Here is a 23,366-nt window from a genome sequence, read left to right on the forward strand (position 1 = left end):
TAAGCATTATTCCTAATCGTCTACAACCTTGTCTCATCCCTTTTACTTTTGCTTTCCTTACACTCAATTCAATTACCGGAGGAATCTATGCCTGCATCGTCCCTGTCGTCGAAGACTTTACCCACTGAGCCTTTGACGCCAGAACAGGTGAATGCACGTTATCGCTACTGGCGGCCGCGCCTGATGGCCGCCATGGTGATGGGATATGCCGCCTTTTATCTGACGCGCAAAAGTGTCAACTACGCCATGCCGGTGATGCAACTGGAACTGGGATTAGATAAAGGGGATATCGGCTTACTGGGCACGCTGTTTTATCTGGCCTACGGCGGCTCCAAATTTGTTTCCGGCATTGTCAGTGACCGCACCCAAGCTCGCTGGATTATGGGCATCGGCCTAATGATGACCGGAGTGCTGAATATGGTTTTTACCTTATGTCACTCCCTGCCCGCCTTGCTGGTGGTCTGGACACTGAATGGGTTCTTTCAAGGTTGGGGATGGCCACCTTGCGCCAAGTTGCTCAGCACATGGTATTCACGCAATGAACGTGGCAGTTGGTGGGGCTGTTGGAACACCTCCATCAGCATTGGCGGGGCGGCGGTTCCCCTGTTATCCGCTTTTCTGGCCTCACATTATGGTTGGCAGGCGGCACTGTTGGTCCCAGGCGCGATTGGCATTGTTCTAGGGATTTGGCTGTGTTGGCAACTGTGTGACAAACCGCAGCAGCAAGGTTTACCGACGATTGGTCAATGGCGGCGTGACCCGCAGGACCAGTGGCAAGAGCAGCAAAGCCCACCGATGCCGATGGGGCGCATTTTTCGCGATGCCATTTTACGCAACCGCACCATCTGGCTACTGGGAGTCTCTTATGTGCTGGTCTATCTGATCCGCATCGCCCTCAACGACTGGGGCAATATCTGGCTGGCGGAGAGTCACGGCGTCAATTTACTCAGCGCCAATGCCACCTTATCGCTGTTCGAGTTGGGGGGATTATTTGGCGCACTGTTTGCCGGATGGGGGTCAGATTTACTGTTTCGCGGTCAGCGGGCACCGATGATTTTGTTATTCGCACTCGGGCTATTTCTGACCATGACCGCACTGTGGCTGGCTCCGGTGCATAACTATCCGCTGCTCTCAGTGACATTTTTCAGTATCGGCTTTTTTGTCTTCGGACCACAAATGCTGATTGGCTTGGCGGCCACCGAATATACCCATAAAGATGCCGCCGGCACCGTCACAGGGTTTCTAGGTTTATTTGCCTATCTCGGTGCTGCTTTAGCCGGGTGGCCATTAGCGCAAGTGCTGCAACATTATGGCTGGCAAGGCTTTTTTGCTTTGTTAACCCTGGCAGCCGCCTGTGTAGGATTGTTATTAATGCCGCTACTAATGACCGGTATTAATCGATTAGGGTTCGAACCGGCAGGAAAGCGATTTATCCCGATAAACAAAAACTAAAAGTACCTTAAGCAAAGTAAGTCATACCTCTCTACTACCACTACAGCTCTGCTTGTAACCCGATTTTGGGGAGCATCAGGGTATAAAAAGGATAATGTTATGAAACTTGCACCTCTCTCTGTACTGATTGCTGCGGGCCTCGCACTGAGCGCCTTTACTACCGTCGCCAAAGCGGAAGGCCGATTAGTCATTTATTGCAGCGCAACCAATGCGATGTGTGAAGAAGAAGCCAAAGCATTCAGCGAAAAATATGATGTCAAAACCAGCTTTATCCGTAATGGCTCCGGCAGCACACTGGCCAAAGTAGATGCAGAGAAAAAGAACCCACAGGCGGATGTCTGGTATGGCGGCACTCTGGACCCGCAATCGCAAGCCGGTGAAATGGATTTACTCTATCCTTACCAGTCACCGAATTTGGCGCAAATCATGCCGCAATTTCGTGATCCGGCCAAACGTAAAGGCAACTACTCCTCTGCGGTTTATATCGGCATTCTCGGCCTGGGGGTCAATACTGACCGCCTGAAAGAAAAAGGTCTGCCAGAGCCCAAGTGCTGGAAAGACTTAACCAACCCGGTCTACAAAGGTGAAATCCAGATTGCCGATCCGCAAAGTTCCGGCACCGCCTACACTGCGCTGGCAACCTTCTCACAATTGTGGGGAGAAGATGCCGCCTTTGACTACTTGAAAAAACTCAATGCCAACGTGTCGCAATACACGAAATCCGGCATCGCCCCTGCCCGTAACGCCGCCCGTGGTGAAACCACCATTGGCATTGGCTTCCTGCACGACTATTCGTTAGAGAAAGAGAAAGGCGCACCACTAAAACTGATTTCACCTTGTGAAGGTTCTGGCTACGAAATTGGCGGCGTCAGCATTCTGAAAGGCGCGCGTAATTTGGATAATGCCAAGTTATTCGTTGACTGGGTGCTGTCAAAAGATGCCCAAGAACTGGCATGGCAGAAAGGCCAGTCCTACCAGATTCTGACCAATACCACTGCTGCAACCTCCCCTAACTCACTCAAGCTCGACGATCTGAAGCTGATTAACTACGACATGGACACTTATGGTGCCACTGAAATGCGTAAGAAGCTGATCACCAAGTGGGTCAATGACGTCAAGATGGGTCAATAACCGCCAAGTATAAATATTAATAACTTATCGACTATTTCTATACCCAAGGTCATTGGCGTTGCAGCAACGCTAGCAACATCGCTGTAGCGCCAAAGACACCGGGTGGTTATCTAGGGAACACCATGACACATACTCTGCGGCTCCCGCAGACACGGGATGCTATTTTCTATTGGCTGGCGTTTGCCGTGGCTGCTTTTGCCTTATTACCCGCTTTCAGTCTGGATTACGGCCTGCTTGAAGCGAGCCGTTCTGAGCTGCTGGCCGCTTATGGTTGGTCTGGGCTAAACATCAGCACTTTATGGTTTGCCCTGCCATTAGTGTTGCTTTTCAGACCACTCTCCCCGCAAGGGCGCGAACACCGTGCTCGCCATTTATTTGATGCGGGTTATGCCCTCTGCTGCGCCCTGTTCGTGGTGATAACCTCAGCCTGGTTGGAGCGCGGGCTGGGGTTTGCCACTATCGGGCTCTTCATTGCTTTAGGTGCAGTGATCACGTTGGCACTGGCGCGCCTTGAATGGCTGGGCGGTGACCGTTTTGTTCTCGGGTCGCTGGTCGCCATTATTGCGCTGATCACCGTTTTTATCCTGTTCCCCAGCGTTGCTATTTTTATTCCGGTATTTACCGATGAAAGTGGGGCTTTTGCGCCATGGCAATTTATGGCGATTCTCGGACAGGCCCATATCCTGCAAGTTATCTGGAACTCGTTCCTGTTATCTGTTGCCGTGGGGATTGGCTGTACTTTCTTCGGCATGGTGCTGGCGATTTATACCACCCGAATTGCCAAGCGCTCGGCATTACTGGGGCGAATCTTCTCTATTTTACCTATTGTCACCCCACCCTTTGTTGTCGGGCTGGGCGTCACGCTGATGATGGGTCGCTCCGGTTATGTCACTGAATTAATGGTCACTTGGTTCGGCCTAACGAACACTAACTGGCTGTATGGTTTTACGGGGATCTGGCTGGCACAGGTTCTGGCCTTTACGCCAATGTCATTTATGATCCTCGACGGTGCAATAAAAACCATCCACCCGTCGCTGGAAGAAGCCTCTTATACCCTGCGCGCCAGCCGCTGGCAGACCTTTATGCAAGTGTTCCTGCCGCTACTAAAACCGGCACTGGCTAACTCATTCTTGATAGTTATCGTGCAGTCGTTGGCTGATTTTAGTAACCCGCTGGTATTAGGGGGGAACTTTGACGTACTCGCCACGCAAATCTACTTCTATATTACCGGCGCGCAGCTCGATTATCCGGCGGCGTCTACCTTGGGTGTCATTCTGCTGATGTTCTCGCTCTTTATCTTCTGCATTCAGTATATGTGGATAGGCAAACGCTCTTACGTCACCATCTCTGGTAAATCTTCGCGCGGCGATGTCCAACCATTACCGGTCTCATTAGTGTGGGGCACCACCGCCATGCTGTATGTGTGGATTGCCTTTAACGTATTGCTGTACGGCAGCATTTTCTACGGCAGCTTCACCGTCAACTGGGGGGTGGATTACACCCTAACACTGAATAACTTTAACCAGCTATTCGGGCAAGGGTTCAGTGATGGCGCATGGCCTTCTCTGCTTGATACTCTGCTATATGCCGGAATTGCCGCCCCGATCACCGCCGCCTTTGGTCTGCTGATTGCCTACATTGTGGTACGTCAGCAATTTCGCGGTAAAAAAACCATCGAATTCAGCACTATGCTGTGTTTCGCCGTCCCCGGAACCGTCGCCGGTGTCTCTTATATTCTGGCCTTTAACAGTGCTCCGGTGTACCTGACCGGTACTGCCGCCATCGTGATTATCTCAATGGTGATGCGCAATGTGCCGGTAGGAATACGTGCCGGGATTGCCGGGCTGGGGCAATTGGATAAATCACTCGATGAGGCCTCGCTGAGTTTACGTGCCGGTTCGCTGCGTACCGTGATTTACATTTTGCTGCCATTACTGCGCCCGGCGATTTTGTCGGCGCTGATTTACAGCTTTGTGCGGGCAATGACGACTGTCAGCGCCATTGTTTTCTTGGTGACGCCAGACACCCGCGTCGCCACCTCTTACATTCTTAATCGGGTCGAAGACGGTGAATACGGTATTGCGATTGCTTATGGCTCAATTCTGATTGTGGTGATGCTGGCCATCATCTTCCTGTTTGACTACCTGGTCGGCGAAGCGCGTATTGCCCGCTCGAAAGCCAGTAATGCCCAATAACGGCGCACTGATAAGGCTGAATACTATGTCTGTAGAAAATTATAGTTCCGCAGAAAATCATGACACTGAAAAACGTCATGGAGTTAATAAAGATCACGAGGCTGATAAAAATTATGGGTCTGATAAAAAACATTTTGTCGAACTCAAACAAATAACCAAGCGCTTTGGCACCAATACCGTCATTGACGAGTTAAATCTGGCCATCCCCAAAGGGGAAATGGTCACTCTACTTGGGCCATCGGGTTGTGGAAAAACCACGGTATTGCGGCTGGTTGCCGGGTTAGAGAAACCCAGCAGTGGGCAAATTTTTATTGATGGCGAGGATGTTACCGACAGATCAATACAGCAGCGTGATATCTGTATGGTGTTTCAGTCCTATGCCTTGTTCCCGCATATGTCACTCGGCGAGAACATTGGCTATGGCCTAAAGATGTTGGGGCGTCCCAAAGATGAAATTCGTGACCGGGTGCAAGAAGCTCTGGCACTGGTCGATTTAGAGGGGTTTGCCGACCGTTTTGTCGATCAAATCTCTGGCGGTCAGCAGCAGCGCGTCGCATTGGCAAGAGCATTAATTCTTAAGCCAAAAGTGCTACTTTTTGATGAACCATTAAGTAACCTAGATGCCAACTTGCGCCGCAGTATGCGCGATAAAATTCGTGAATTGCAGCAGCAATTTAATATTACTTCGCTGTATGTGACCCACGACCAAAGCGAAGCCTTTGCTGTTTCTGATACCGTGCTGGTGATGAATAAAGGCAAAATCATGCAAATTGGCGCGCCACAGACGTTATATCGCCAGCCTGCGTCTCACTTTATGGCCAGTTTTATGGGGGATGCCAACGTTTTTCCGGCGCGAATCAACAGCGACAGTGTGGAAATCTTTGGTTATCACATCCCCAGGCCACAAGGATTTGCGGCGGGTTATCAACAATCGACCGTTGGCGTCCGACCAGAGGCCATTACTCTGAGTCAGCAAGGTGAGCCAAGCCAAAGGTGCATTATCAGTAAAGTGGCCTATATGGGCCCACAATATGAAGTCTTGGTGGATTGGCAGGGGCAATCATTATTACTGCAAGTGAATGCCACACAGCTACAACCCGCGCCGGGCGATAGTTATTATCTGCAAATTCATCCGTACGGCATGTTTGTATTGGCAGATACGCCACAGTAACCCCTGCAGGCGAGCAGCACATTCACCTCGCTGCTCGCCTTTTTAGCTCGCACCCTGCTTTTTTCGGGTAAATGTTGAGCTAAAAGCCAAAAATCTCAATAAGTTGCACAAAGTGTAAGCAAACAATCCAAATTTACTGTTTCCCCTTTGACATGTTCCTCATACCCCGTTATTATTCGCCCCGTTCACACGATTCCTCTGTAGTTCAGTCGGTAGAACGGCGGACTGTTAATCCGTATGTCACTGGTTCGAGTCCAGTCAGAGGAGCCAAATTAGAGAAACCCGCTTAGGAAACTAAGCGGGTTTCTTGCTTTGGTCACCACATCACCTTTTGCAGTTGTGTTGTGATTCTTAATACAATATTATTAATTTCATTCGTTTATCATTGAGCAAACCATTATCAAATAAGTTGCTATCTCTCTGATATTTATACCGGAATAATCCATACACTAGAGAGTAGAAGTTTCCTACGCGTAGATCTGAAAAATCGTATATATTTACATTTAGAATTACAACTTAACTATTTCTTCTCTTTTTTTCTGAATAATCTATTCTAATTTTAATAAAAAAATTCCTAATTCGTTTATAATCAAATCACTAAGCAATATAAACCTTTTAGGATAAATCTGATCGAGCGGCCTTTACATAAGCAAGAATCTTTTCTTGATAATCTATAATTAGAGATTAAAATCACCGAAATAGTACTTTGGGCATCGGCAGTAACGGTTCTTGTTTATCTCATCTTGGGTAATCATTTGAAGTCGATCGGTGCGAGCGAGGAGCAGTGAATAAACTCTGCGAATCCCAAGATATAACGGTTTACGGAGATAACATGACAAAATCAGTGATGATAGTTGATGACCACCCGGCAATTCGTGTTGCCATTCGTGCATTGCTGTCGCAAAGCAACGAATTTTCAACTATTTATGAGTCAGTTGATGGCAGTGAAGCCTTAGAAACATTAAAGAATAATCCTGTTGATTTAGTTATTATCGATATTGAGTTGCCTAATTTTGATGGTTTCTCATTGCTGAAAAAACTGCAACAACGTGGATTCACTGGTAAATCATTATTCTTGTCAGCGAAGAATGAGCAAGTCTTTGCTGTGCGAGCATTACAGGCTGGCGCTAACGGCTTCATTAGTAAAAATAAAGATATTAGTGAAATTCTTTTTGCCGCACAAAACGTATTACGTGGGTATTCTTTCTTCCCATCTGAAACGTTGACCCAATTAGCGGGCCAACCTTCAAGCCATGATCCTGTCAATCGGGCTCGTCTGTTGTCAGAACGGGAAATAAATGTTTTGCGTTATTTGGTTAATGGCTTGTCTAATAAACAGATCGCCGACGAAATGTTTATCAGTAACAAAACAGTCAGTACCTATAAAACGCGAATCCTAACCAAATTAGGACTAAGCTCCGTAATTGAACTGGCAGACTATGCACATACCCATAATTTGGTGTAGTTCAACCAAATCTGATTTATGGCGTACGGAGTTATCTTTACGTAGTTGGTTTTCTTTACGCATTTTACTGTGCTGTTTGCTATTGCTTAGCGGGCAGCTTAATGCCGCCCTGATAACAGGTCGCCAGGGATGTGATACTGGGCAGCCGTTGACATTACACAGTATCGCCAATAGTTACAGTGAAGACTTATTACTTACCCCCTCCACTGACACTCGCCAATCAAGCCGGCGAACCGTGAAAGTCGGTGTGGTCATTGATGCTAATACACCTTTTGTCGTTAACCGCGATGATAATTCCATTGAAGGGATTGTGGCGGATTACTTAAAGATTATTAGCGATGCCAGCCAAATCTCATTTCAAATGTTTGGTTATTGTGATTATGGCTTGGTATTAAATGCATTAGAAAACGGCCAGATTGATTTAATGGCTGGTACGCCAATGCCCGCACAACCGGGGCTAATTGCTTCCCATGCTTTCTTTACTAACCGCCATGTTGAAGTGCGCAGTAAAAATTGGGACCCAACCAAACGTACACACCCAGAAACCGTGGCTATCGTTAATAATGAGCCACTCTCCCCTGAGTTTTTATTTAATTATCACGCCGATAAGATTGTTGCTTACCCTAACCAATTACAAGGGTTACTGGCTGTCGCTTATGGTAATGCCGATGTATTTGTGGCCAATGCCACCTCAGCCAACTATTTGATTGACCAGTTGCAACTGCTGACACTACAAATTCGCAATTTTGCCCCTTATCATCCAGCGCCCTATACCTTCTTGGCGTTGGCAAAAAATCAAAAACTCATTGATTACATTAATCAGATTCTAGAATTATTACCAACCCGCGCTACCGGTGATATTCAACAGCGCTGGTTTGGCAGCAAGCACCATTATAATATTGATGCCAAATTACTTCTTACAGACCAAGAAGTGAATTGGATTCAGAGTCATCCGGTCGTCAGCTATGTTGCCCCACTTGATTTGGCACCATTAATTTTCCGTGATCGCCAAACCGGTGAGATGGCGGGTTTTTCCGTCGACCTTATCGATATTATTTCACGCCGAACTGGCATTAAATTTAAACCGATTTATACCAAAGACACCGGTGAAGCCCTGCGTGATTTTATTGCCGGGAAAATTGATATGCTGCCAATTGTGGCGGTACGTAATGGTCAATATGGTAATAACCTTTACTCTTCCCCTGTCGCCCAATCCTTGTGGGGCATCCTGACTCGCGGAGATCGCGTTGATATTAATAACGTGGCCGATCTGGCAGGAAAACGGGTCGGTATACAAGCAGGCAGCTCGTCCAGTGGGCTAATTGGCAATCCACTTTTGGCCCAAAAAATTACTTTTACTGAAGCCCCGGATACCATGACCTTGGTGCGCTGGCTGCAACAAGGGAAAGTTGACGCCATCATCAAAAATATGATGACCGCTAACTATCTGTCAGCTCAGAACTTCACACCGAATATTAAAACTGTGGCAGTGGCCGGTGAAGAGCCGCTGATGATGGCATTTGGCATTAGCCCGCGCCTGCCAGAATTAAAAGCCATTATTGATAAAGTGATTGAATCTATCCCGCCAGAAGAGTTAGACAATCTAATTAGCGAGTGGAGCACATTTAAACCCAACCCTGTCAGCTTTGATGACAGATCATCAGAAAATGAATGGCTGATGTTGGCGTTAAAAATAAGCTCAGGATTATTACTCGTCTTCGGTTTATACCTTTGTTATCTGGTATTTAACAAACGCCGTCAGGCCAAGTTATTGCACACCCGTTTACAGCAACAAGAGTTGATCATTAATGCCTTGCCATTCGCGGTATTTATTCGTACTAAGAATGGTGAACTGGCAGTTTATAACAGCCACTTTGCCGATGCGCATCAAGATAAACTGAACGACATACTTAATCAGAATATTGAGCAAGCTAACTGGCCAATGACCAGTCCGCTGGATCGCGAGATAGATAAATACTGTCGCTATGTATTGCTCGATAGAAAGCCACAAATGGTCGACTTATCCCTCGAGATCAATGGTGAGTTGCGTGATATCTTCCTGTGGATTATTCCTTTAAATAATGCTGATCGCAGCCTGCTCGGCGGCTGGCTGGATATCAGTCAACGCAAAACCGTTGAGCGGGAATTGGAAGCGGCGCGGGTTGAAGCAGAAAGTGCCAACCGCACCAAGAGCACATTCCTGGCGACTATCAGCCATGAACTGCGGACACCAATGTATGCCATTATGGGTTTACTTGAGCTTGAAATTCGCAACGAGCAACCGGTTGATAAAAATACGCTAGTCACCGTTTCCAAGACTGCTCAGTCTTTAATGCTGTTGCTTGATGACATTATCGATTCCGCCAAAATTGAAGCGGGTCAATTAAGTGTTCACCCCGCTGTTGTCGATTTCCGTCAGGAAATGGAGCGGATGTTCACCATTTATCAGCCTATCGCCGACGAGCGCAGACTAAGATTCACTGGCTGGATGGATGACCACATTCCTGAGTTGCTGATGGCCGATATGCTACGGATACGCCAGGTGATGGGTAATCTGCTGGGCAATGCCCTGAAATTTACCGAGCAAGGCGGTGTTTCGGTGGATGTCACATGGGAACCGATAGATGAAAAGCGGGGCATCATGAATATTGATATTACCGATACCGGCATTGGTATTTCCCCGGCAGCACAAGCCACCCTGTTCCAGCCATTCAGTCAGGCTAATGAGGGCAAGTCTCCGCGCTTCGGTGGCTCAGGATTGGGCTTGTGGATTTGCCATCAATTGATTCATAAAATGGGTGGGCAGATTACATTAGAAAGTCAGCTTGGCAAAGGGACCAGCTTGTTTATCACTTTGCCGCTTGAGATTGCCACTGCTGATGATTTGCCACAAGATTCAAACATTATACATGCCGATGAAACACAACTTAATCAGCTGAAAAACTTACGTATTCTAGTCGTCGATGACCTACCGGCCAACCGTCAGTTGCTTCAACAGCAGCTGGCTTTTATTGGTATCGAGCAGGTTATGAGTGCGGAAAACGGCGCGGAAGCCTGGCAAATATTGCAGCACTACAGTTTTGACGCGGTCATCACAGATTACAATATGCCGTTGATGAATGGCTACGAATTGGCCGCCCATATCCGCAATAGTCCGGTGATGAAAGACATGATAATCATTGGCTGTACCGCAGATGCCCGGGAAGAAAGTGCCAACCGTTTCAGTGAGGCGGGAATGAATGATTGCATGGTTAAACCCGTGACTATCGATACATTGCGTAGCACGCTGCTGCGACAAGAAATTATCGGCAGTCATGTTGCTGTGGTTTATCATCAGGAAGATCACGACGTTAATCCGCCAGACACGGCTGTTCCGCAAGAGCTGGCGTCAAACAATACAGAAAGTGGGCAATCTCCTTCCTTTATTGCCGCACAGCTTAAGCTGAAGTCACTATCTGGAGGCAGTGCTGAAGTCGAGTTACAGTTATTGCAATCCTTACTAGAAAGTAATGTGCAAGATACTGCCACGCTGACACAGCTATATGCGCGCCTCACCACCGATGAAGGCAATGCCATTGCCGCAGAGACTTATCAAGAGATGGCCAGTCTGGTACACCGGATTAAAGGTGGCGTGCAACTTATTGATGCCCAAGTACTGGTGGAAAGCGGCGTTAAATTTGAATCTCTGCTGCATAAACAGAATAGACATGCCGCTATTGCACACGGCGTCGATTATCTGGCATTGTTAACTGAGACTAACCAATTATTAGTAAAATTAATTGCCGCTCGTTCGGAAATAGACTCGTCCTCTGTAGATTAGAAATTAAAAAAATAGGGTCACAGAAAGCTCGTCAGATATTCTGGCGGGTTCCCCCCTTAATTTCTCAATATTTATTTTTGACAACAAAAACATAATTAGCCAACCAAATACACCACAACCAATTGAAATAAAAAGATTTTATAATTCCACCTTATTTTTACAGGATAAGTTCCTACATCTTTTGTGGGAAATTTCAGTCATAAAATAAAGACGCCTCTCATTCTGTCCTTTTCTATTTCCCCTTACACTACCCCCGTCCTGAAACCAGATAGTCAATATAAATAACGGATGATCATATTTGGCTTAATGATCGCTCATTTTGTTGAATGCTTATGATCTTCGTTTGCAAAAATATAAATCATAAATTTAAGTGGGAATTACATGGGAAAAACTCTAATGGCGCTGGTACTACTTACCCTACCGGGTGTGGTGTTGGCAGCGACCTCAAATAATACTATCAAGTTTCAGGGAGAAGTGGCTGAACAGACTTGCATGGTTGATATTAATGGCACAGCCAACACACCTGTGGTTTTATTACCAACCGTCTCTACCAGTAACCTGAATCAAGTCAATTCGGTCGCCGGTAAAACCAATTTCACCATCAATCTCACCGGTTGCAACATTGCCATCCAAGACACCAAAATCAGCTCGGTTTTTCAAGGGATGAATGTGACGTCTGCGGGTAATCTGGGCAATGTAGGCACAGCACAAAACGTTGCAATTCAGTTGCTTGATACTAACGGCGCGCCAATTCGCATGTCTGGGGGCAGTGTTGCCGTGCCGGGCATTACGCTGGCCGCGGGCGCGACATCAGCCTCTCAGGATCTGGCAGCGCAATATATTACGGAAGAAGGTCGCGCGACAGCGGGGAGCGTTATTGCTTCAGCTCAGTATGCGATCACTTATCCCTGACTATTCGTGAAATTCGAACAGTTTCATGAATACGTTGGCCACCCGGTAACGGAGCCGATACAAACCAGAAAAACCAAGGATATGTAAGCGCTATGACACTGACTGCCCACAAAATTATCGCCTGCTCGTTGCTGCTCCTTAGCGGCGTACCCATATGGGCGAAAGCCAGTGTTGTCATGACAGGGACTCGTATCATTTATTCTGAAGGCACCAGGGAAAAAGTACTGCAACTGAGTAATAAAGACGACCACCCTAACCTGGTTCAATTATGGATGGATGATGGTAATAATCAGTCTTCGCCATCAAAAAGCGATGTCCCTTTCACATTGACGCCGCAGATATTTCGCATGGAAGCAAACAGTGGGCAGGTAGTGCGTTTATCCTATATTGAGAAAAATTTACCCAAAGATAGGGAGTCCGTTTTCTATCTGAATTTCCTACAGATCCCCGCATTAAAAAAAGCTGACACGCAATCTGAAAACAAACTGGTTCTGATCGTCAATAATCGGCTGAAAGTCTTTTATCGCCCCGCCGCATTAAAAGAAAATGTCGATACATTGGGTGAAAAAATCCACGTCACACTTGATAGTGTTAATGGCGATAAAATCAAAATTCATAACCCTACCAGTTACTATATCAGTCTACGTGATGCCAAGTTATTGAGTGATGGGAAGACCATTTCATTTGCGACCAGCGAAATGTTTGCCCCCAATTCAACGACTGATTTAGCCTTACCCGCGGGTGTTAAAGCCAAGAAAGGTGAGCTGTTGACACTGAATGTGGTTAATGACTATGGCACCAATATCTCCTTCAATTATTCGTTGTAATGTTACCGCGATGATAAGCCAAAGTGTGCCCAGACACAGGGATAACCAGTGAGGTTTTCTCCTGGTTTTCTCTGTCTCCTGACCCACGGCCTATTAGTCAGCCATATCGTGTCGGCGGCGGATGAGAGCAATCAAGACGAATATGTGTTTGAGGATGCGTTATTACGTGGTTCATCACTCGGCTTAGGTTCTATCTCCCGCTTTAATAAAAAAGACAGTTATGAAGCCGGTAAATACCAAGTTGATCTCTTTATGAACAACAAGTTTGTCGATCGCGTCGAACTGCTGTTTATCGTAAAAAATGATGCGGTTGTTCCCTGCTTATCGGTTTCGCAACTGTTGCAGGCCGGTGTTAGAGAAGATGCGCTGGAAAAAGTCGATCACGACGATAACTGTCTGGATTTTAAAGCGCTACTACCCGCCAGTGATTACCGCTTCGATTATGCCAAGCTACGTTTTGATTTGTCGATCCCGCAACTGTTTGTTAAAAAGCTGCCGCGCGGCTATGTCGACCCACGCAATCTCACCGCGGGAGAGACTATTGGTTTTAGTAATTACAATCTGAACCAATATCATGTCGGCTATAACAAAGATGGCATTAAACGCACAACCAACTCAAGTTATCTGAGCTTGAACAATGGCATCAATGCCGGCATGTGGCGCTTTCGTCAGCAGGGTTCTCTGCGCTACGACGATACCCGAGGCGCAAACTGGACCTCGAATCGGCTGTACAGTCAACGTGCTCTGCCGACGATTGGCAGTGAAGTTACGGTCGGTGAGACATTCAGCTCCGGCCAGTTTTTTTCGAGCTTAGGCTTTAGCGGTGTGGCATTGTCCACCGATGACCGCATGCTGCCGGAATCGCAACGCGGTTATGCTCCCGTGGTCCGGGGTATTGCCAGAACCAATGCCAAAGTTACGGTATATCAAAATAACCGGTCAATTTACCAAAGCACCGTCTCACCCGGCCCTTTTGAGTTTAATGACTTGTCTGCCACCAATTTTGGTGGTGATTTAACCGTAGAAATTCAGGAAGCAGACGGCAGTTTAAGTACTTTTCAGGTGCCATTTTCCTCTGTCCCTGAATCATTACGCCCCGGCTATTCTCGCTATAGCTTTGCAGCGGGACAGGTGCGCGATCTGGGGAGCCACGAGGTATTCAGCGAGCTGACCTATCAACGAGGGATCAGCAACGCCATTACCGCAAATAGCGGTTTGCGTCTGGCATCCGGCTATCAGGCTGTCATGCTGGGTGGGGTATTCACCCACTATATTGGCGCTTTAGGTCTGGATGCCACTTACTCCAATGCCCGTTTACCCGACGATGAGCAACAAAGTGGCTGGATGGCGCGCGCCTCATTTAGCCGCACATTTGAAACCACCAATACCACGTTATCTGTAGCCGGTTATCGTTATTCAACCGAAGGTTACCGTGATTTAAGTGATGTTTTAGGTATACGGGCAGCCAGCAATGGCAAAGCGTGGAACTCCGGCACCTATAAACAACGCAGTCGCGCTGAAATATCCCTTAATCAGAACTTCAACAACTATGGGTCGCTGTATTTAACTGCCTCTTCGCAAGACTACCGTAATGACCGCAAACGTGACACTCAGTTGCAACTGGGTTATGCCAATACGCTATGGCATAACACCAGTTTCAATTTGGCGGTATCACAGCAAAAAACCGGGGGCATAAATGAAACTTACTTTGTCGACCCCGGCAGTGGTATGCCCGCAGCAAACGGGGCAAATATGTTCGCCACCAATGAAACCGTGGTGCAGATGTCCATTTCATTCCCGCTGGGAGGGAGCCCGCAGGCACCTTATGTCTCCGCTGGTGCTGTCAATAGCAAAGTCAGTGGGGCTAGCTATCAGACCTCGTTATCCGGCGTGATGGGCGATGACCAGTCTGCCAGCTACAGCATGGATTTTGCGCGCAGTGAGCAAACCAAAGAAAACACCTTTAGTGGCAGCCTGCAAAAACAGCTACCAACGACCAGTCTGAGTGGCAGTGCATCGCGCAGCCCGGGTTACTGGCAAGGTTCAGCCAGTGCTCGTGGCTCGGTCGCATTTCATAGTGGCGGCGCCACATTAGGCCCATACCTGAGTGATACTTTTGCGCTGGTAGAAGCCAAAGGGGCCAGTGGTGCCAAAGTGATGTATGGACAAGGGGCGAAGATTGACGGCAATGGTTATGCCTTGGTGCCGACGCTGACCCCTTACCGCTACAACACCATTACCCTCGATCCTGATGGCATGGATTTCAATACCGAGCTTCAAGATGGTGAGCGGCAAATTGCCCCCTATGCTGGCTCTGCGGTGAAAGTGACCTTTAGAACCCTTAGCGGATATCCGCTATTAATTAGCGTCAAACTGGCTGATGGCAGCCAACTGCCGATGGGAACCTTGGTTTATAACCCCGAAAGCAAAGCGGATAACGAGAGTGGTGATAGTCACCAAAATCGCGAGGTTGGTATGGTCGGCCAAGCCAGTCAGGCGTATTTACGCGCTGAAAAACCGCGCGGCACCCTTCTTTTAGTTTGGGGGGATGCGGCCAACGAACGTTGCCATTTGGATTACGATTTAGGCAAGCCCAATAACGATAGAGAGCTCTATAAACTCGATGCCTTGTGTGTCGTTACCCAGCATTGAATCAGAGAAAAAGTATGAATTCGATTACTCACCACAGCGCTAATCTATCCCCTCGCCGACCCCTGCTCTGGCGAGGATTACAACTATTTTTATCCCTCGGATTGCTCGCTATTGCTTTACCCAGCTATGCACAATGTGTTTGGAAAGGTGCCAATATTGGTGGTGATAACTATGGTGCCTCATTGCAACTGGGCAATATCAATATAACTAGCGATTACATTCAGCCGGTTGATTCAATTCTGGCCTCCAGCATGATTAGTTTGGTCCCTGCCCGCTTTTGGTCAGATCCTGAAGCCGTCATCTATGAATGCGACTTGGCTGATAAAGACAGCTTATTCGAAGTCTTCGCCACGAACGGTGACAGCAATGTCGGCGGCTATACCAATATGGGCGATAACTTTTTTCAGACTTTCTTTCCTTTTACCGCGCTGAAACTGATTCATGTTGATTCAGGTATCGAATTCACCCGTATTTGGCAGCAAGTTCCGCTACGGAAATACGACGTCGCCGGCAATAAAATTCAGATTAAAGGCAAGCACTTCAGCCAGATTCGTGCCGAATTGAAAAAAGTGGGCTCAGTCGATCGCACCCCTGGCCCTGCGACTTGGGGCTGCCCTGGGCCGGCAGCTGATAACTACTCCGGCAGCTATACCTGCAATCAACCTAATGGCTATGTGGTTTTCAAAGGCCCCGGCATGCCCGTGCCCGAAACCGGCTATGACTCCGCCACCAATTACCAAACCTGGGGAACAGGCCGCTATATGGCATTTGGCATGAATACCTCGCCAGTTTCCATCCTGACGCGTAAAAATACCTGCGTCGTTCGCAATGTCACGCCCTATGTCGTTTTCCCGATTATCACTGTTAATGAACTTATTGATAATCAAACCCGTAGCGTCAATATCACTGTCGATATCGAATGCCAGGCAGGTGCGGAATCAGGGGTTAATAGTGGACAAACCGCCCTCGGCATCCAAACCTCATTACCCGGATACCTAAAAGCTCAAGGTTTAGGGCTGGTCAATTCTGCTGGCGGCGTGAGCTACTTACTTTCTGACCATTATGGGACTGACAGCCGTATTGCCACCGGCGTCGGCATCAGCTTGAGTGATAGCAGCGGAGGTGCCATGAACTTTGTTGGCTGGGGTGGGTGTGTCAAGGATTGTGCTTCCACCGCCAGTGCCGGTTGGTATCCTGTGCTCACCGGGGCTACTGGTACAGGCAGCAGTGCCGCGGGCTTCAACAACTATTCACACAACTTCACCGCTACATTAAAAAAGCTGCCTAATGGCACACCTACCGCTGGCAAGGTGGATGCCACTGCTTATGTTCTGGTGAAAATACAATGAGATATCTTTGCCTATTGTTACTGATGTTCAGCATCCATCAACAGGCCATCGCCGGTCTGGTCGCCGGAGCAACACGGATGATTTATCAGCCTGAGTCGAGGGAGCGCACTCTGATGCTGGCGAATACCAATGATTACCCGGTAGTGGTACAAACCTGGGTTGATGATGGTGATGTCGACAGCACACCGGATCAAGCCAAAGCCCCTTTTATGGTATTACCAGCGGTATTTAAGATGCAACCGGGAGCCGCTCAGGGGCTGCGGATCATCAATAAAGGTGACAATCTGCCCACCGACCGAGAGTCGGTCTATTGGCTTAACCTTTATGAAATCCCACCCAAATCGCGGCGCAATGACGATGCCTATGCGCAAGTTGCCATGGCGATGAATACGCAGATGAAAATTTTCTATCGCCCTGCGGGTCTGACGCCAAAACCATTGGAAGCGATGAAAAAAGTGAGTTTTACCCTACACAAACAAGATAAAAAATATGTTCTCGTCGCTAAAAATCCCTCGCCATACCATGTTTCATTCGGCCAAATTCAACTACAAAACCGACAACAAAACCATCCACCGCAAAACTATGCCATCGCCCAACAAATGGACATGATGGTTTCTCCATTCTCAGAACGCCAATATCAATTTGAACAGCAGCCAACATCACTCAGTGGCGAACTGACAGTGGATTACGTCTACTTTGACGATGCCGGGAATCAAGTTAAAAACAGTCAGTTAGTGAAAGTGACACCGTAACACGCAGCAATCTTTTGCTGCTCAGCCAATAACTTTCTGTCAATGGGTATACAATCAGTGGGATAAATCGCGGGAAAATAGACAAGTTTGCTGAAAAACAAGCCAATAAGCTCATTCTCTCAGCAAACGCGCATTTTTAGTGTTTTTCTACTTTGACAAACACCAGCACCCCCGCTATTATTCGCCTCGTTCACACGATTCCTCTGTAGTTCAGTCGGTAGAACGGCGGACTGTTAATCCGTATGTCACTGGTTCGAGTCCAGTCAGAGGAGCCATATTAGAGAAGCCCGCTCAGGGAAACCTGAGCGGGCTTTTTGCTTCTGGTGGTTTCTGTCCGTTGGCTAAAAACGTGAAACAGGCTGTCATATTGGACTGACCCACCCCGGTAGACGATCCTGTCGTTGGCAGAGAATTAACATGGAATTAGAAACGATTGGCCTTGTGTGCGTAATGTACGCTACGGCGATCTGGGTGTTACTGCATGGTATTAGAGGGTTTCAGACAGGTGTTATTATTGAACCGAGAAAAGGTTCCTCTATAAAAGATTACTATTACCGTGGGGACTTGGGATTCTATGTTAACGTTTTTATGTATATCGTCGCAGGTACCTGGATGATCGGTTTTGCTACTTGGTTTCTTATGACTGCCTTGGGTTATTGGTAATTTCGCCCGCTCTTAACGTGCAGATAATTCATTCAATCACTCAGCCCCTTAATAAATAGCCTCAGGCTGCTTATCCGTTTGACTATTTTAACCCTGCCTCCCTTGTGATTATCCTTACCAATGTCCGCTGCTGACATGAACTCATCGACAGAAATCCACCTCGTCAGCTATGAGCGAAAAACGGACATTTCTCAGCCATTCATTTCAATGATCAACTCTCTCACCCAGCGATGCCCAGCGTGACTGTGGCTGCGTTCGTGCCAGATCAGACAAATATCAAATTGTTCGGCAAGCCAAGGTAGTTCTGTGACACTGAGTAGTCCCGAGTGTGCTTGCACTAAACGTCGGGGAATAAGCGCAACAAGGTCACTTTTCTTAACAATTTCAGGAAGAAATAAAAATGAAGCTGCCGACATCACCACGTTACGTTTATGCCCGAATGCTTTAAGTGCGTCGTCAATCGGCGTAGTAAAACTGCCCCCTGAGGGTGAGACGATGACGTGCTCCAGTTTCACAAATTCTTCCAGTGACAGATTAGTTTTAAGTGCAGGGTGGTCATGTCGTCCAATCAGTACATAACTTTCATCAAACAGGTAGCGGGTTCGTAGCTGCGTGTGAAAGGAATCATGAGAAGCAAAGACAAGATCCACCTCGCTGCGAGCTAACTGCTGGTCTAACTGTGCCATATCGAGATGCCGGACAGCGATACGCACTCCCGGCGCTTTTTTTCGCAGAGCAAGCACCAGCGGCATGATCACAGCTGCCTGGATGTAGTCAGTGCAGGCAATAGTCACTGTCAGGTTGGCCCGTTCAGGATAAAAATTCTGATGTGAATATAGCGTGTGGCGTAGTTTCTCCAGTGATTCGCGCAGCGGAATCAACAGCTCAAGGGCTTTATCTGTTGGCGTCATTCCTCGCCTTGCAGGGAGCAATAATGGGTCATCAAACATTTCTCGCAGACGATTTAACTGGGCGCTGACAGCAGGCTGGCTAAGGTGCAATCGCACTGCCGCTTTTGTCACATTTTGTTCAGCAAGCAATGCTTCAAGTGTGAGTAACAGGTTTAGATCAAGCTTTGTGGTATCCATATGGTGGATTCCTAAATATAAAACAATCGATTTTACTTATCCCTCACCGCTTCTGATAATTCAAGCTCAATATCAAAAAAGTCAGGAATAAAATTATGCAAGTGAATACCAAACCTCTCATCACCGTGGTCGGCGCACTCAGCAAACAGGGGCGCAGCGTTGTACGCTCATTGCTGGAAAGCCATCGTTATCGTGTTCGCGGATTAACTCGTCGTGTCAGCTCACCGGAAGCGAAAGAACTGATAAATTTGGGCGCGGAACTGATTCAGGTCCCCCTTTCACTCGGCCACAAAGCGGAGTTCATTGAGGCTTTTAAAGGCGCTAACGGGGTATTTATGATGACTCCAGGTATCACGCCAGACGCGCCACTCGCCCTAACGCACGAAAGAGAATTAGGACAGGAGATTGCCGATGCTGCGGTGGAAGCGGGTGTGCAGCATCTGGTTTTTACCAGCCTTGAGAATGTGGATAAAATTACCGAAGGCAAAAAATGGGTGCCACATTTCACGGATAAAGCGCAAGTTGAGGAATATATTCGCACGCTGCCAATCAAGAGTTCGTTTGTTTATATGGGGTTCTTTTATACGAATTTAATGGAGTATTATCCGCCGTATCAGGAGGGTGACACATTAATTTTCCCTCTCTATTTACCCGAAGATTTCTGTGCGCCTTTTGTTGACCCGCTGACGGCAACCGGCCCGGCAGTGCTGAAAATTTTTGATAATCAAGATAAATACGCAGGTTGTTCGTTGCCGGTTATTGGCGAAATTCTTTCGCCTCGAGAAATGGTCGAAACATTCACTCGTGTGACGGGGATAAAAGCGCAGTACCGTCCAGCCATCACCCTCCAGGAATTATTGCACCATTTCCCGTCATACTCAGGCATAGATGGCTTAACGGCAGAAATTGTGGGCATGGCTGAATACGCATTTGAATATGGTTATTACCATAAAAATCGTGATTTGCTATGGAGCCGGAAAATTAACCCCCAGACTTTGACCTGGGAGCAATTTCTGCGTACTACAGGCTGGCAAGGACAGTCAAAATCTTTCAGTAACTAGGTACATGTATGGTGGGTAGATTACCCGCCATTGTTTCACTTACCAAATCAATGAATCTTACAATGTTGCTCTTTACGCACCACTTACCTCGACCGGATGACGATAGCACCAACTTCTGTTTTTGGCACAAAGGCGCTCGCAGCCGCGATTGTTGGCAGCTAAGAACGAAATCTTGATGGTTTACAAACCCGAATGTTAATCAGCGGGGATAATTACCCACCGCGCGATTTACTGCCGCCCATGCCGTCATGACATCTCGTTGGCTCATGGCCAACGCCTGCCTTGCCTGGATATTGCTGCGCTGCGCATCCAGCACATCGATAAAATTGCTGAGTCCGCCATCGTAGCGTGCCTGGATTAGCTTCAGTGCTTGTCCGGCACTGTCTGCGCGGGTTTGTTGCTCAATGAGTTTTTGCTGCGCCGCTGCATAACGACTCAAGGCATCATCAATTTCCTGCCACGCCTTTAGAACTGTTTTGTGATAATCGACTGCAGCCTGCTGCTGATCAGTTTCCCGTAAAACCACCGTCGCTTTACGGCGACCTCGGTCAAACAGCGGCAGATTCAGACTAGGCCCTACTGACCAACTGCGGCTGCCCCACTCCGTGAAATTATCCGCGCTGTAAGTATCCATACCAATACGAGCGCCCAATGTGATGCTCGGATAAAGCTCAGCCTCGGCGACACCAATACGTGCCGTTGCCGAATGCAGCTTTGCTTCTGCTGCTCGAATATCAGGTCGGTTACGCGCCACTTCGGACGGGATCCCCATTTGCAGTGGCGGCAATTTGTCTGATTTAAGGGTATCTGCGTGATATTGCAACTGTTGTTGTAGCGCGCCAGGACGTTCGTCCAACAGCAACAGGAGCTGGTTCATCGCCACACCTTCCTGCGCCTGAAGGTCGATCAGATTCGCCCGGGTAGCAGCCAGTTCGCTGCGTTGTCTTTCCTGACTGATTTCATCCAGTTCTCCGCCTTCTGTGCGCGCCTGAATCAGAGACAGGCGTTCATCCAGTGCTTTTTCATCCTGTTTGGCGAGCACGATTTGCTGCTGAATGCCGCGTAGATTGAAGTAGTTATTCACCACATCACCGACAATACTTAGCCTTGCCATCTCCAGCATCGCTTGCTGGGATTGGACATCGGCGTCAGAGGCTTCTATCGCGCGACGCACGTGCCCCCACAAATCGATCTCCCATGAGAAATCCAGTCCGCCCTGATACCAGTTCGATGGTGCTGCCATCAGAGTGATAAGTTCATCCGGGTTCGGCAGCGCTTCTTTCAGTGCGCGTGTCGAGGGAGCGTTTTCGCTTTGCTGGGTTCGGGTGGCACTGCCCGTGGCGTTCACCGTTGGCGTTTGCTGCGACGAGGTTATCTGCTGCTGGGCACGGGCGCTGGCAAACCGCAACGTTGCTGTACGGATATCGGGGCTTGCCGATAAGGCTTTCGTCACCAGTGCGTCAAGTACGGGGTCGTTATAGCGTTTCCACCACTGGTTATCTGAAACGGCGCTCCCTCCCGGTAGCGAGTGCAACTCGGCATCACCGCTGCGCCAGGTTGTCCAGTCTGTTGGTGCATCTGCCTTTGGTTTTTTGAAATCCGGACCGACTGTACAACCACTGATGAGGGTCAGTGCAGTCATTGCCGCCAGCGCGGATAATGCATGACGATTGAAAAAGGAAAAACGGTTATTCATCTGGATTCCTGCATCAGTAAAGTCGGTTGCGAAACAGCCACGCGGCCAACGGCATGGTGATGACTGCCATCGCTATCATGGGAATAAAATCAAAGGCGACGTCGCTAAACCCGGCACCTTCGAGATAGACCCGCCGCACGAGGTCAATGGCAAAACGCAGTGGGTTGGCATATGTCAGGGTATCAAGTACCGCTGGCATGGTTTGCACCGGCGTCAGTAATCCGGAAAGCAACATCAACGGCATGATGAGTAAGAAGGTGTAGAGCATGGCCTGCTGCATGTTGATGGAAACGGCTGAAATCGACAGCCCCAAGCCGACCGCGGCAATATTGAAACTGAGCAGCCCGAAATAGAGAAGAAACAGCGACCCGTTCATTGGGATCTGGAACCAGAATAATATGACCAACAGGATGATGGTCGACTGTACCAGTCCAACCAACACTGGCGGAATGGCTTTGCCAATCAGCAACTGCATGGGTGTAAAAGGTGTGACCAGTAGTTGGTCAAAGGTCCCCTGCTCCCGTTCTCTTGCGACCGAAAGTGCCGACAACAACAGCGTTTGCATCATACTGATTGCCGCAATCAGTGTGGGCATCAGTCCCCATCTGGATTCAAGATTGGGGTTATACCAGGCGCGAACCTCAACATTTATCGGTGAAAGGTTGCCTGTCCTGCGCTGGTTAAAGTCGTTGACCACCGCGCTGATATATCCTGCTGCCGCACCTGCGGTGGAGGAATTACGGCCATCGAGGATCACCTGCAACGGTGACGTCTGTCCCTGGTTTAGCTTACTTTCAAAATCAGGCGGGAATGTCAGCACCATCAGGGCTTTTCCGTCCATCACTACCTGCTGAATTTGCGACGCCGACGTCAACGTGGCGGTTCGATTAAATACGCCAGTCCCGTCCAGATGCGAAATAATTTGTGTTGAGGCCTGACCACGGCTTTGATCCAGTACGGCATAATCAACGTGGTTAACATCGTATGTGGCGGCATAGCCGAACAGTAATGCCTGCATAAAAACGGGAGCAATCAGGATCACTCTGTTGGCGGGTTCTTTAACGATGGTCAGGATTTCTTTTCTTATCAGAAAGCTGATGTGCCGCAGCCATTGTTGGAGTTCAGATATCAT

16 protein-coding genes and 2 tRNA genes are annotated in these 23,366 nt (G+C 48.1%); 15 read left to right on the forward strand and 3 right to left on the reverse strand.

The window, feature by feature from the left end; genetic code table 11:
* Positions 1–87: 87 nt before the first annotated feature.
* The 14 genes from uhpC (at position 88) to FTA96_RS07815 (ending at position 18,389) form a co-directional block, all read left to right on the forward strand.
* Entirely contained in the window at positions 88–1,452 is a 1,365-nt protein-coding gene (gene uhpC / locus FTA96_RS07750; protein ID WP_087818454.1) for an MFS transporter family glucose-6-phosphate receptor UhpC, read from the forward strand.
* A 99-nt stretch (positions 1,453–1,551) separates the two neighbouring features.
* Positions 1,552–2,583, forward strand: a complete 1,032-nt coding sequence (locus FTA96_RS07755; protein WP_050121865.1) for an ABC transporter substrate-binding protein — start codon at positions 1,552–1,554, stop codon at positions 2,581–2,583.
* Between the two features lie 122 nt (positions 2,584–2,705).
* Positions 2,706–4,778 carry an ABC transporter permease gene (locus FTA96_RS07760; protein WP_050145235.1) on the forward strand — a complete coding sequence of 691 codons (2,073 nt, stop codon included), beginning with the start codon at positions 2,706–2,708 and terminating at the stop codon, positions 4,776–4,778.
* A gap of 25 nt (positions 4,779–4,803) precedes the next feature.
* The gene (gene fbpC / locus FTA96_RS07765) at positions 4,804–5,949 is read left to right on the forward strand and encodes a ferric ABC transporter ATP-binding protein (RefSeq protein ID WP_145573533.1); all 1,146 of its coding nucleotides are present in this window, start codon (positions 4,804–4,806) and stop codon (positions 5,947–5,949) included.
* 194 nt (positions 5,950–6,143) lie between these two features.
* Positions 6,144–6,219, forward strand: a tRNA-Asn gene (locus tag FTA96_RS07770).
* Positions 6,220–6,781: 562 nt separating this feature from the next.
* The gene (locus tag FTA96_RS07775) at positions 6,782–7,414 is read left to right on the forward strand and encodes a response regulator transcription factor (protein WP_004391176.1); all 633 of its coding nucleotides are present in this window, start codon (positions 6,782–6,784) and stop codon (positions 7,412–7,414) included.
* Positions 7,389–11,234, forward strand: a complete 3,846-nt coding sequence (locus FTA96_RS07780; protein ID WP_145573535.1) for a response regulator — start codon at positions 7,389–7,391, stop codon at positions 11,232–11,234. The genes FTA96_RS07775 and FTA96_RS07780 overlap by 26 nt, the downstream gene beginning before the upstream one ends.
* A 381-nt stretch (positions 11,235–11,615) precedes the next feature.
* Positions 11,616–12,146, forward strand: coding sequence for a fimbrial protein (locus tag FTA96_RS07785; protein ID WP_050106743.1), 531 nt, complete (start codon positions 11,616–11,618; stop codon positions 12,144–12,146).
* Positions 12,147–12,238: 92 nt separating this feature from the next.
* Complete coding sequence (locus FTA96_RS07790; RefSeq protein WP_050121863.1) at positions 12,239–12,973, forward strand: fimbrial biogenesis chaperone; 735 nt, start codon at positions 12,239–12,241, stop codon at positions 12,971–12,973.
* Between the two features lie 48 nt (positions 12,974–13,021).
* Positions 13,022–15,625 (forward strand): fimbria/pilus outer membrane usher protein, encoded by a 2,604-nt coding sequence (locus FTA96_RS07795; RefSeq protein WP_145573537.1) that lies wholly within the window; start codon positions 13,022–13,024, stop codon positions 15,623–15,625.
* A 14-nt stretch (positions 15,626–15,639) separates the two neighbouring features.
* The gene (locus FTA96_RS07800) at positions 15,640–16,974 is read left to right on the forward strand and encodes a fimbrial protein (protein ID WP_235897445.1); all 1,335 of its coding nucleotides are present in this window, start codon (positions 15,640–15,642) and stop codon (positions 16,972–16,974) included.
* Positions 16,971–17,726: a fimbrial biogenesis chaperone gene (locus tag FTA96_RS07805; protein ID WP_145573539.1), complete on the forward strand. Its 756-nt coding sequence runs from the start codon at positions 16,971–16,973 to the stop codon at positions 17,724–17,726. Before FTA96_RS07800 ends, FTA96_RS07805 begins: the two co-directional genes overlap by 4 nt.
* A 199-nt stretch (positions 17,727–17,925) precedes the next feature.
* Positions 17,926–18,001: transfer RNA gene (locus FTA96_RS07810), tRNA-Asn, on the forward strand.
* Between the two features lie 142 nt (positions 18,002–18,143).
* Entirely contained in the window at positions 18,144–18,389 is a 246-nt protein-coding gene (locus FTA96_RS07815; RefSeq protein ID WP_050134684.1) for a hypothetical protein, read from the forward strand.
* Between the two features lie 191 nt (positions 18,390–18,580).
* Here FTA96_RS07815 and FTA96_RS07820 read toward each other — a convergent pair whose 3' ends face one another.
* Positions 18,581–19,477, reverse strand: coding sequence for a LysR family transcriptional regulator (locus tag FTA96_RS07820; RefSeq protein WP_050145226.1), 897 nt, complete (start codon positions 19,475–19,477; stop codon positions 18,581–18,583).
* A 95-nt stretch (positions 19,478–19,572) separates the two neighbouring features.
* On the opposite strand from FTA96_RS07820, the gene FTA96_RS07825 reads away from it, so the two are divergent.
* Entirely contained in the window at positions 19,573–20,538 is a 966-nt protein-coding gene (locus FTA96_RS07825; protein ID WP_145573541.1) for an NmrA/HSCARG family protein, read from the forward strand.
* Positions 20,539–20,737: 199 nt separating this feature from the next.
* On the opposite strand, the gene FTA96_RS07830 is transcribed toward FTA96_RS07825, so the two are convergent.
* Both FTA96_RS07830 and FTA96_RS07835 read right to left on the reverse strand, forming a co-directional pair.
* The gene (locus FTA96_RS07830) at positions 20,738–22,234 is read right to left on the reverse strand and encodes an efflux transporter outer membrane subunit (RefSeq protein ID WP_050106749.1); all 1,497 of its coding nucleotides are present in this window, start codon (positions 22,232–22,234) and stop codon (positions 20,738–20,740) included.
* 13 nt (positions 22,235–22,247) lie between these two features.
* Positions 22,248–23,366 carry an ABC transporter permease gene (locus FTA96_RS07835; protein WP_050106750.1) on the reverse strand — a complete coding sequence of 373 codons (1,119 nt, stop codon included), beginning with the start codon at positions 23,364–23,366 and terminating at the stop codon, positions 22,248–22,250.

The sequence above is a fragment of the Yersinia alsatica genome, from assembly GCF_902170305.1.
Lineage (GTDB): Bacteria > Pseudomonadota > Gammaproteobacteria > Enterobacterales > Enterobacteriaceae > Yersinia > Yersinia alsatica.

What these genes read in the sequence shown, in the direction of transcription:
- uhpC (WP_087818454.1), top strand. Translation starts at nt 88, where the DNA reads ATGCCTGCATCGTCCCTGTCGTCGAAGACTTTACCCACTGAGCCTTTG.
- FTA96_RS07755 (WP_050121865.1), top strand. Translation starts at nt 1,552, where the DNA reads ATGAAACTTGCACCTCTCTCTGTACTGATTGCTGCGGGCCTCGCACTG.
- FTA96_RS07760 (WP_050145235.1), top strand. Translation starts at nt 2,706, where the DNA reads ATGACACATACTCTGCGGCTCCCGCAGACACGGGATGCTATTTTCTAT.
- fbpC (WP_145573533.1), top strand. Translation starts at nt 4,804, where the DNA reads ATGTCTGTAGAAAATTATAGTTCCGCAGAAAATCATGACACTGAAAAA.
- FTA96_RS07775 (WP_004391176.1), top strand. Translation starts at nt 6,782, where the DNA reads ATGACAAAATCAGTGATGATAGTTGATGACCACCCGGCAATTCGTGTT.
- FTA96_RS07780 (WP_145573535.1), top strand. Translation starts at nt 7,389, where the DNA reads ATGCACATACCCATAATTTGGTGTAGTTCAACCAAATCTGATTTATGG.
- FTA96_RS07785 (WP_050106743.1), top strand. Translation starts at nt 11,616, where the DNA reads ATGGGAAAAACTCTAATGGCGCTGGTACTACTTACCCTACCGGGTGTG.
- FTA96_RS07790 (WP_050121863.1), top strand. Translation starts at nt 12,239, where the DNA reads ATGACACTGACTGCCCACAAAATTATCGCCTGCTCGTTGCTGCTCCTT.
- FTA96_RS07800 (WP_235897445.1), top strand. Translation starts at nt 15,640, where the DNA reads ATGAATTCGATTACTCACCACAGCGCTAATCTATCCCCTCGCCGACCC.
- FTA96_RS07805 (WP_145573539.1), top strand. Translation starts at nt 16,971, where the DNA reads ATGAGATATCTTTGCCTATTGTTACTGATGTTCAGCATCCATCAACAG.
- FTA96_RS07815 (WP_050134684.1), top strand. Translation starts at nt 18,144, where the DNA reads ATGGAATTAGAAACGATTGGCCTTGTGTGCGTAATGTACGCTACGGCG.
- FTA96_RS07820 (WP_050145226.1), bottom strand. Translation starts at nt 19,477, where the DNA reads ATGGATACCACAAAGCTTGATCTAAACCTGTTACTCACACTTGAAGCA.
- FTA96_RS07825 (WP_145573541.1), top strand. Translation starts at nt 19,573, where the DNA reads ATGCAAGTGAATACCAAACCTCTCATCACCGTGGTCGGCGCACTCAGC.
- FTA96_RS07830 (WP_050106749.1), bottom strand. Translation starts at nt 22,234, where the DNA reads ATGAATAACCGTTTTTCCTTTTTCAATCGTCATGCATTATCCGCGCTG.
- FTA96_RS07835 (WP_050106750.1), bottom strand. Translation starts at nt 23,366, where the DNA reads ATGATATCTGAACTCCAACAATGGCTGCGGCACATCAGCTTTCTGATA.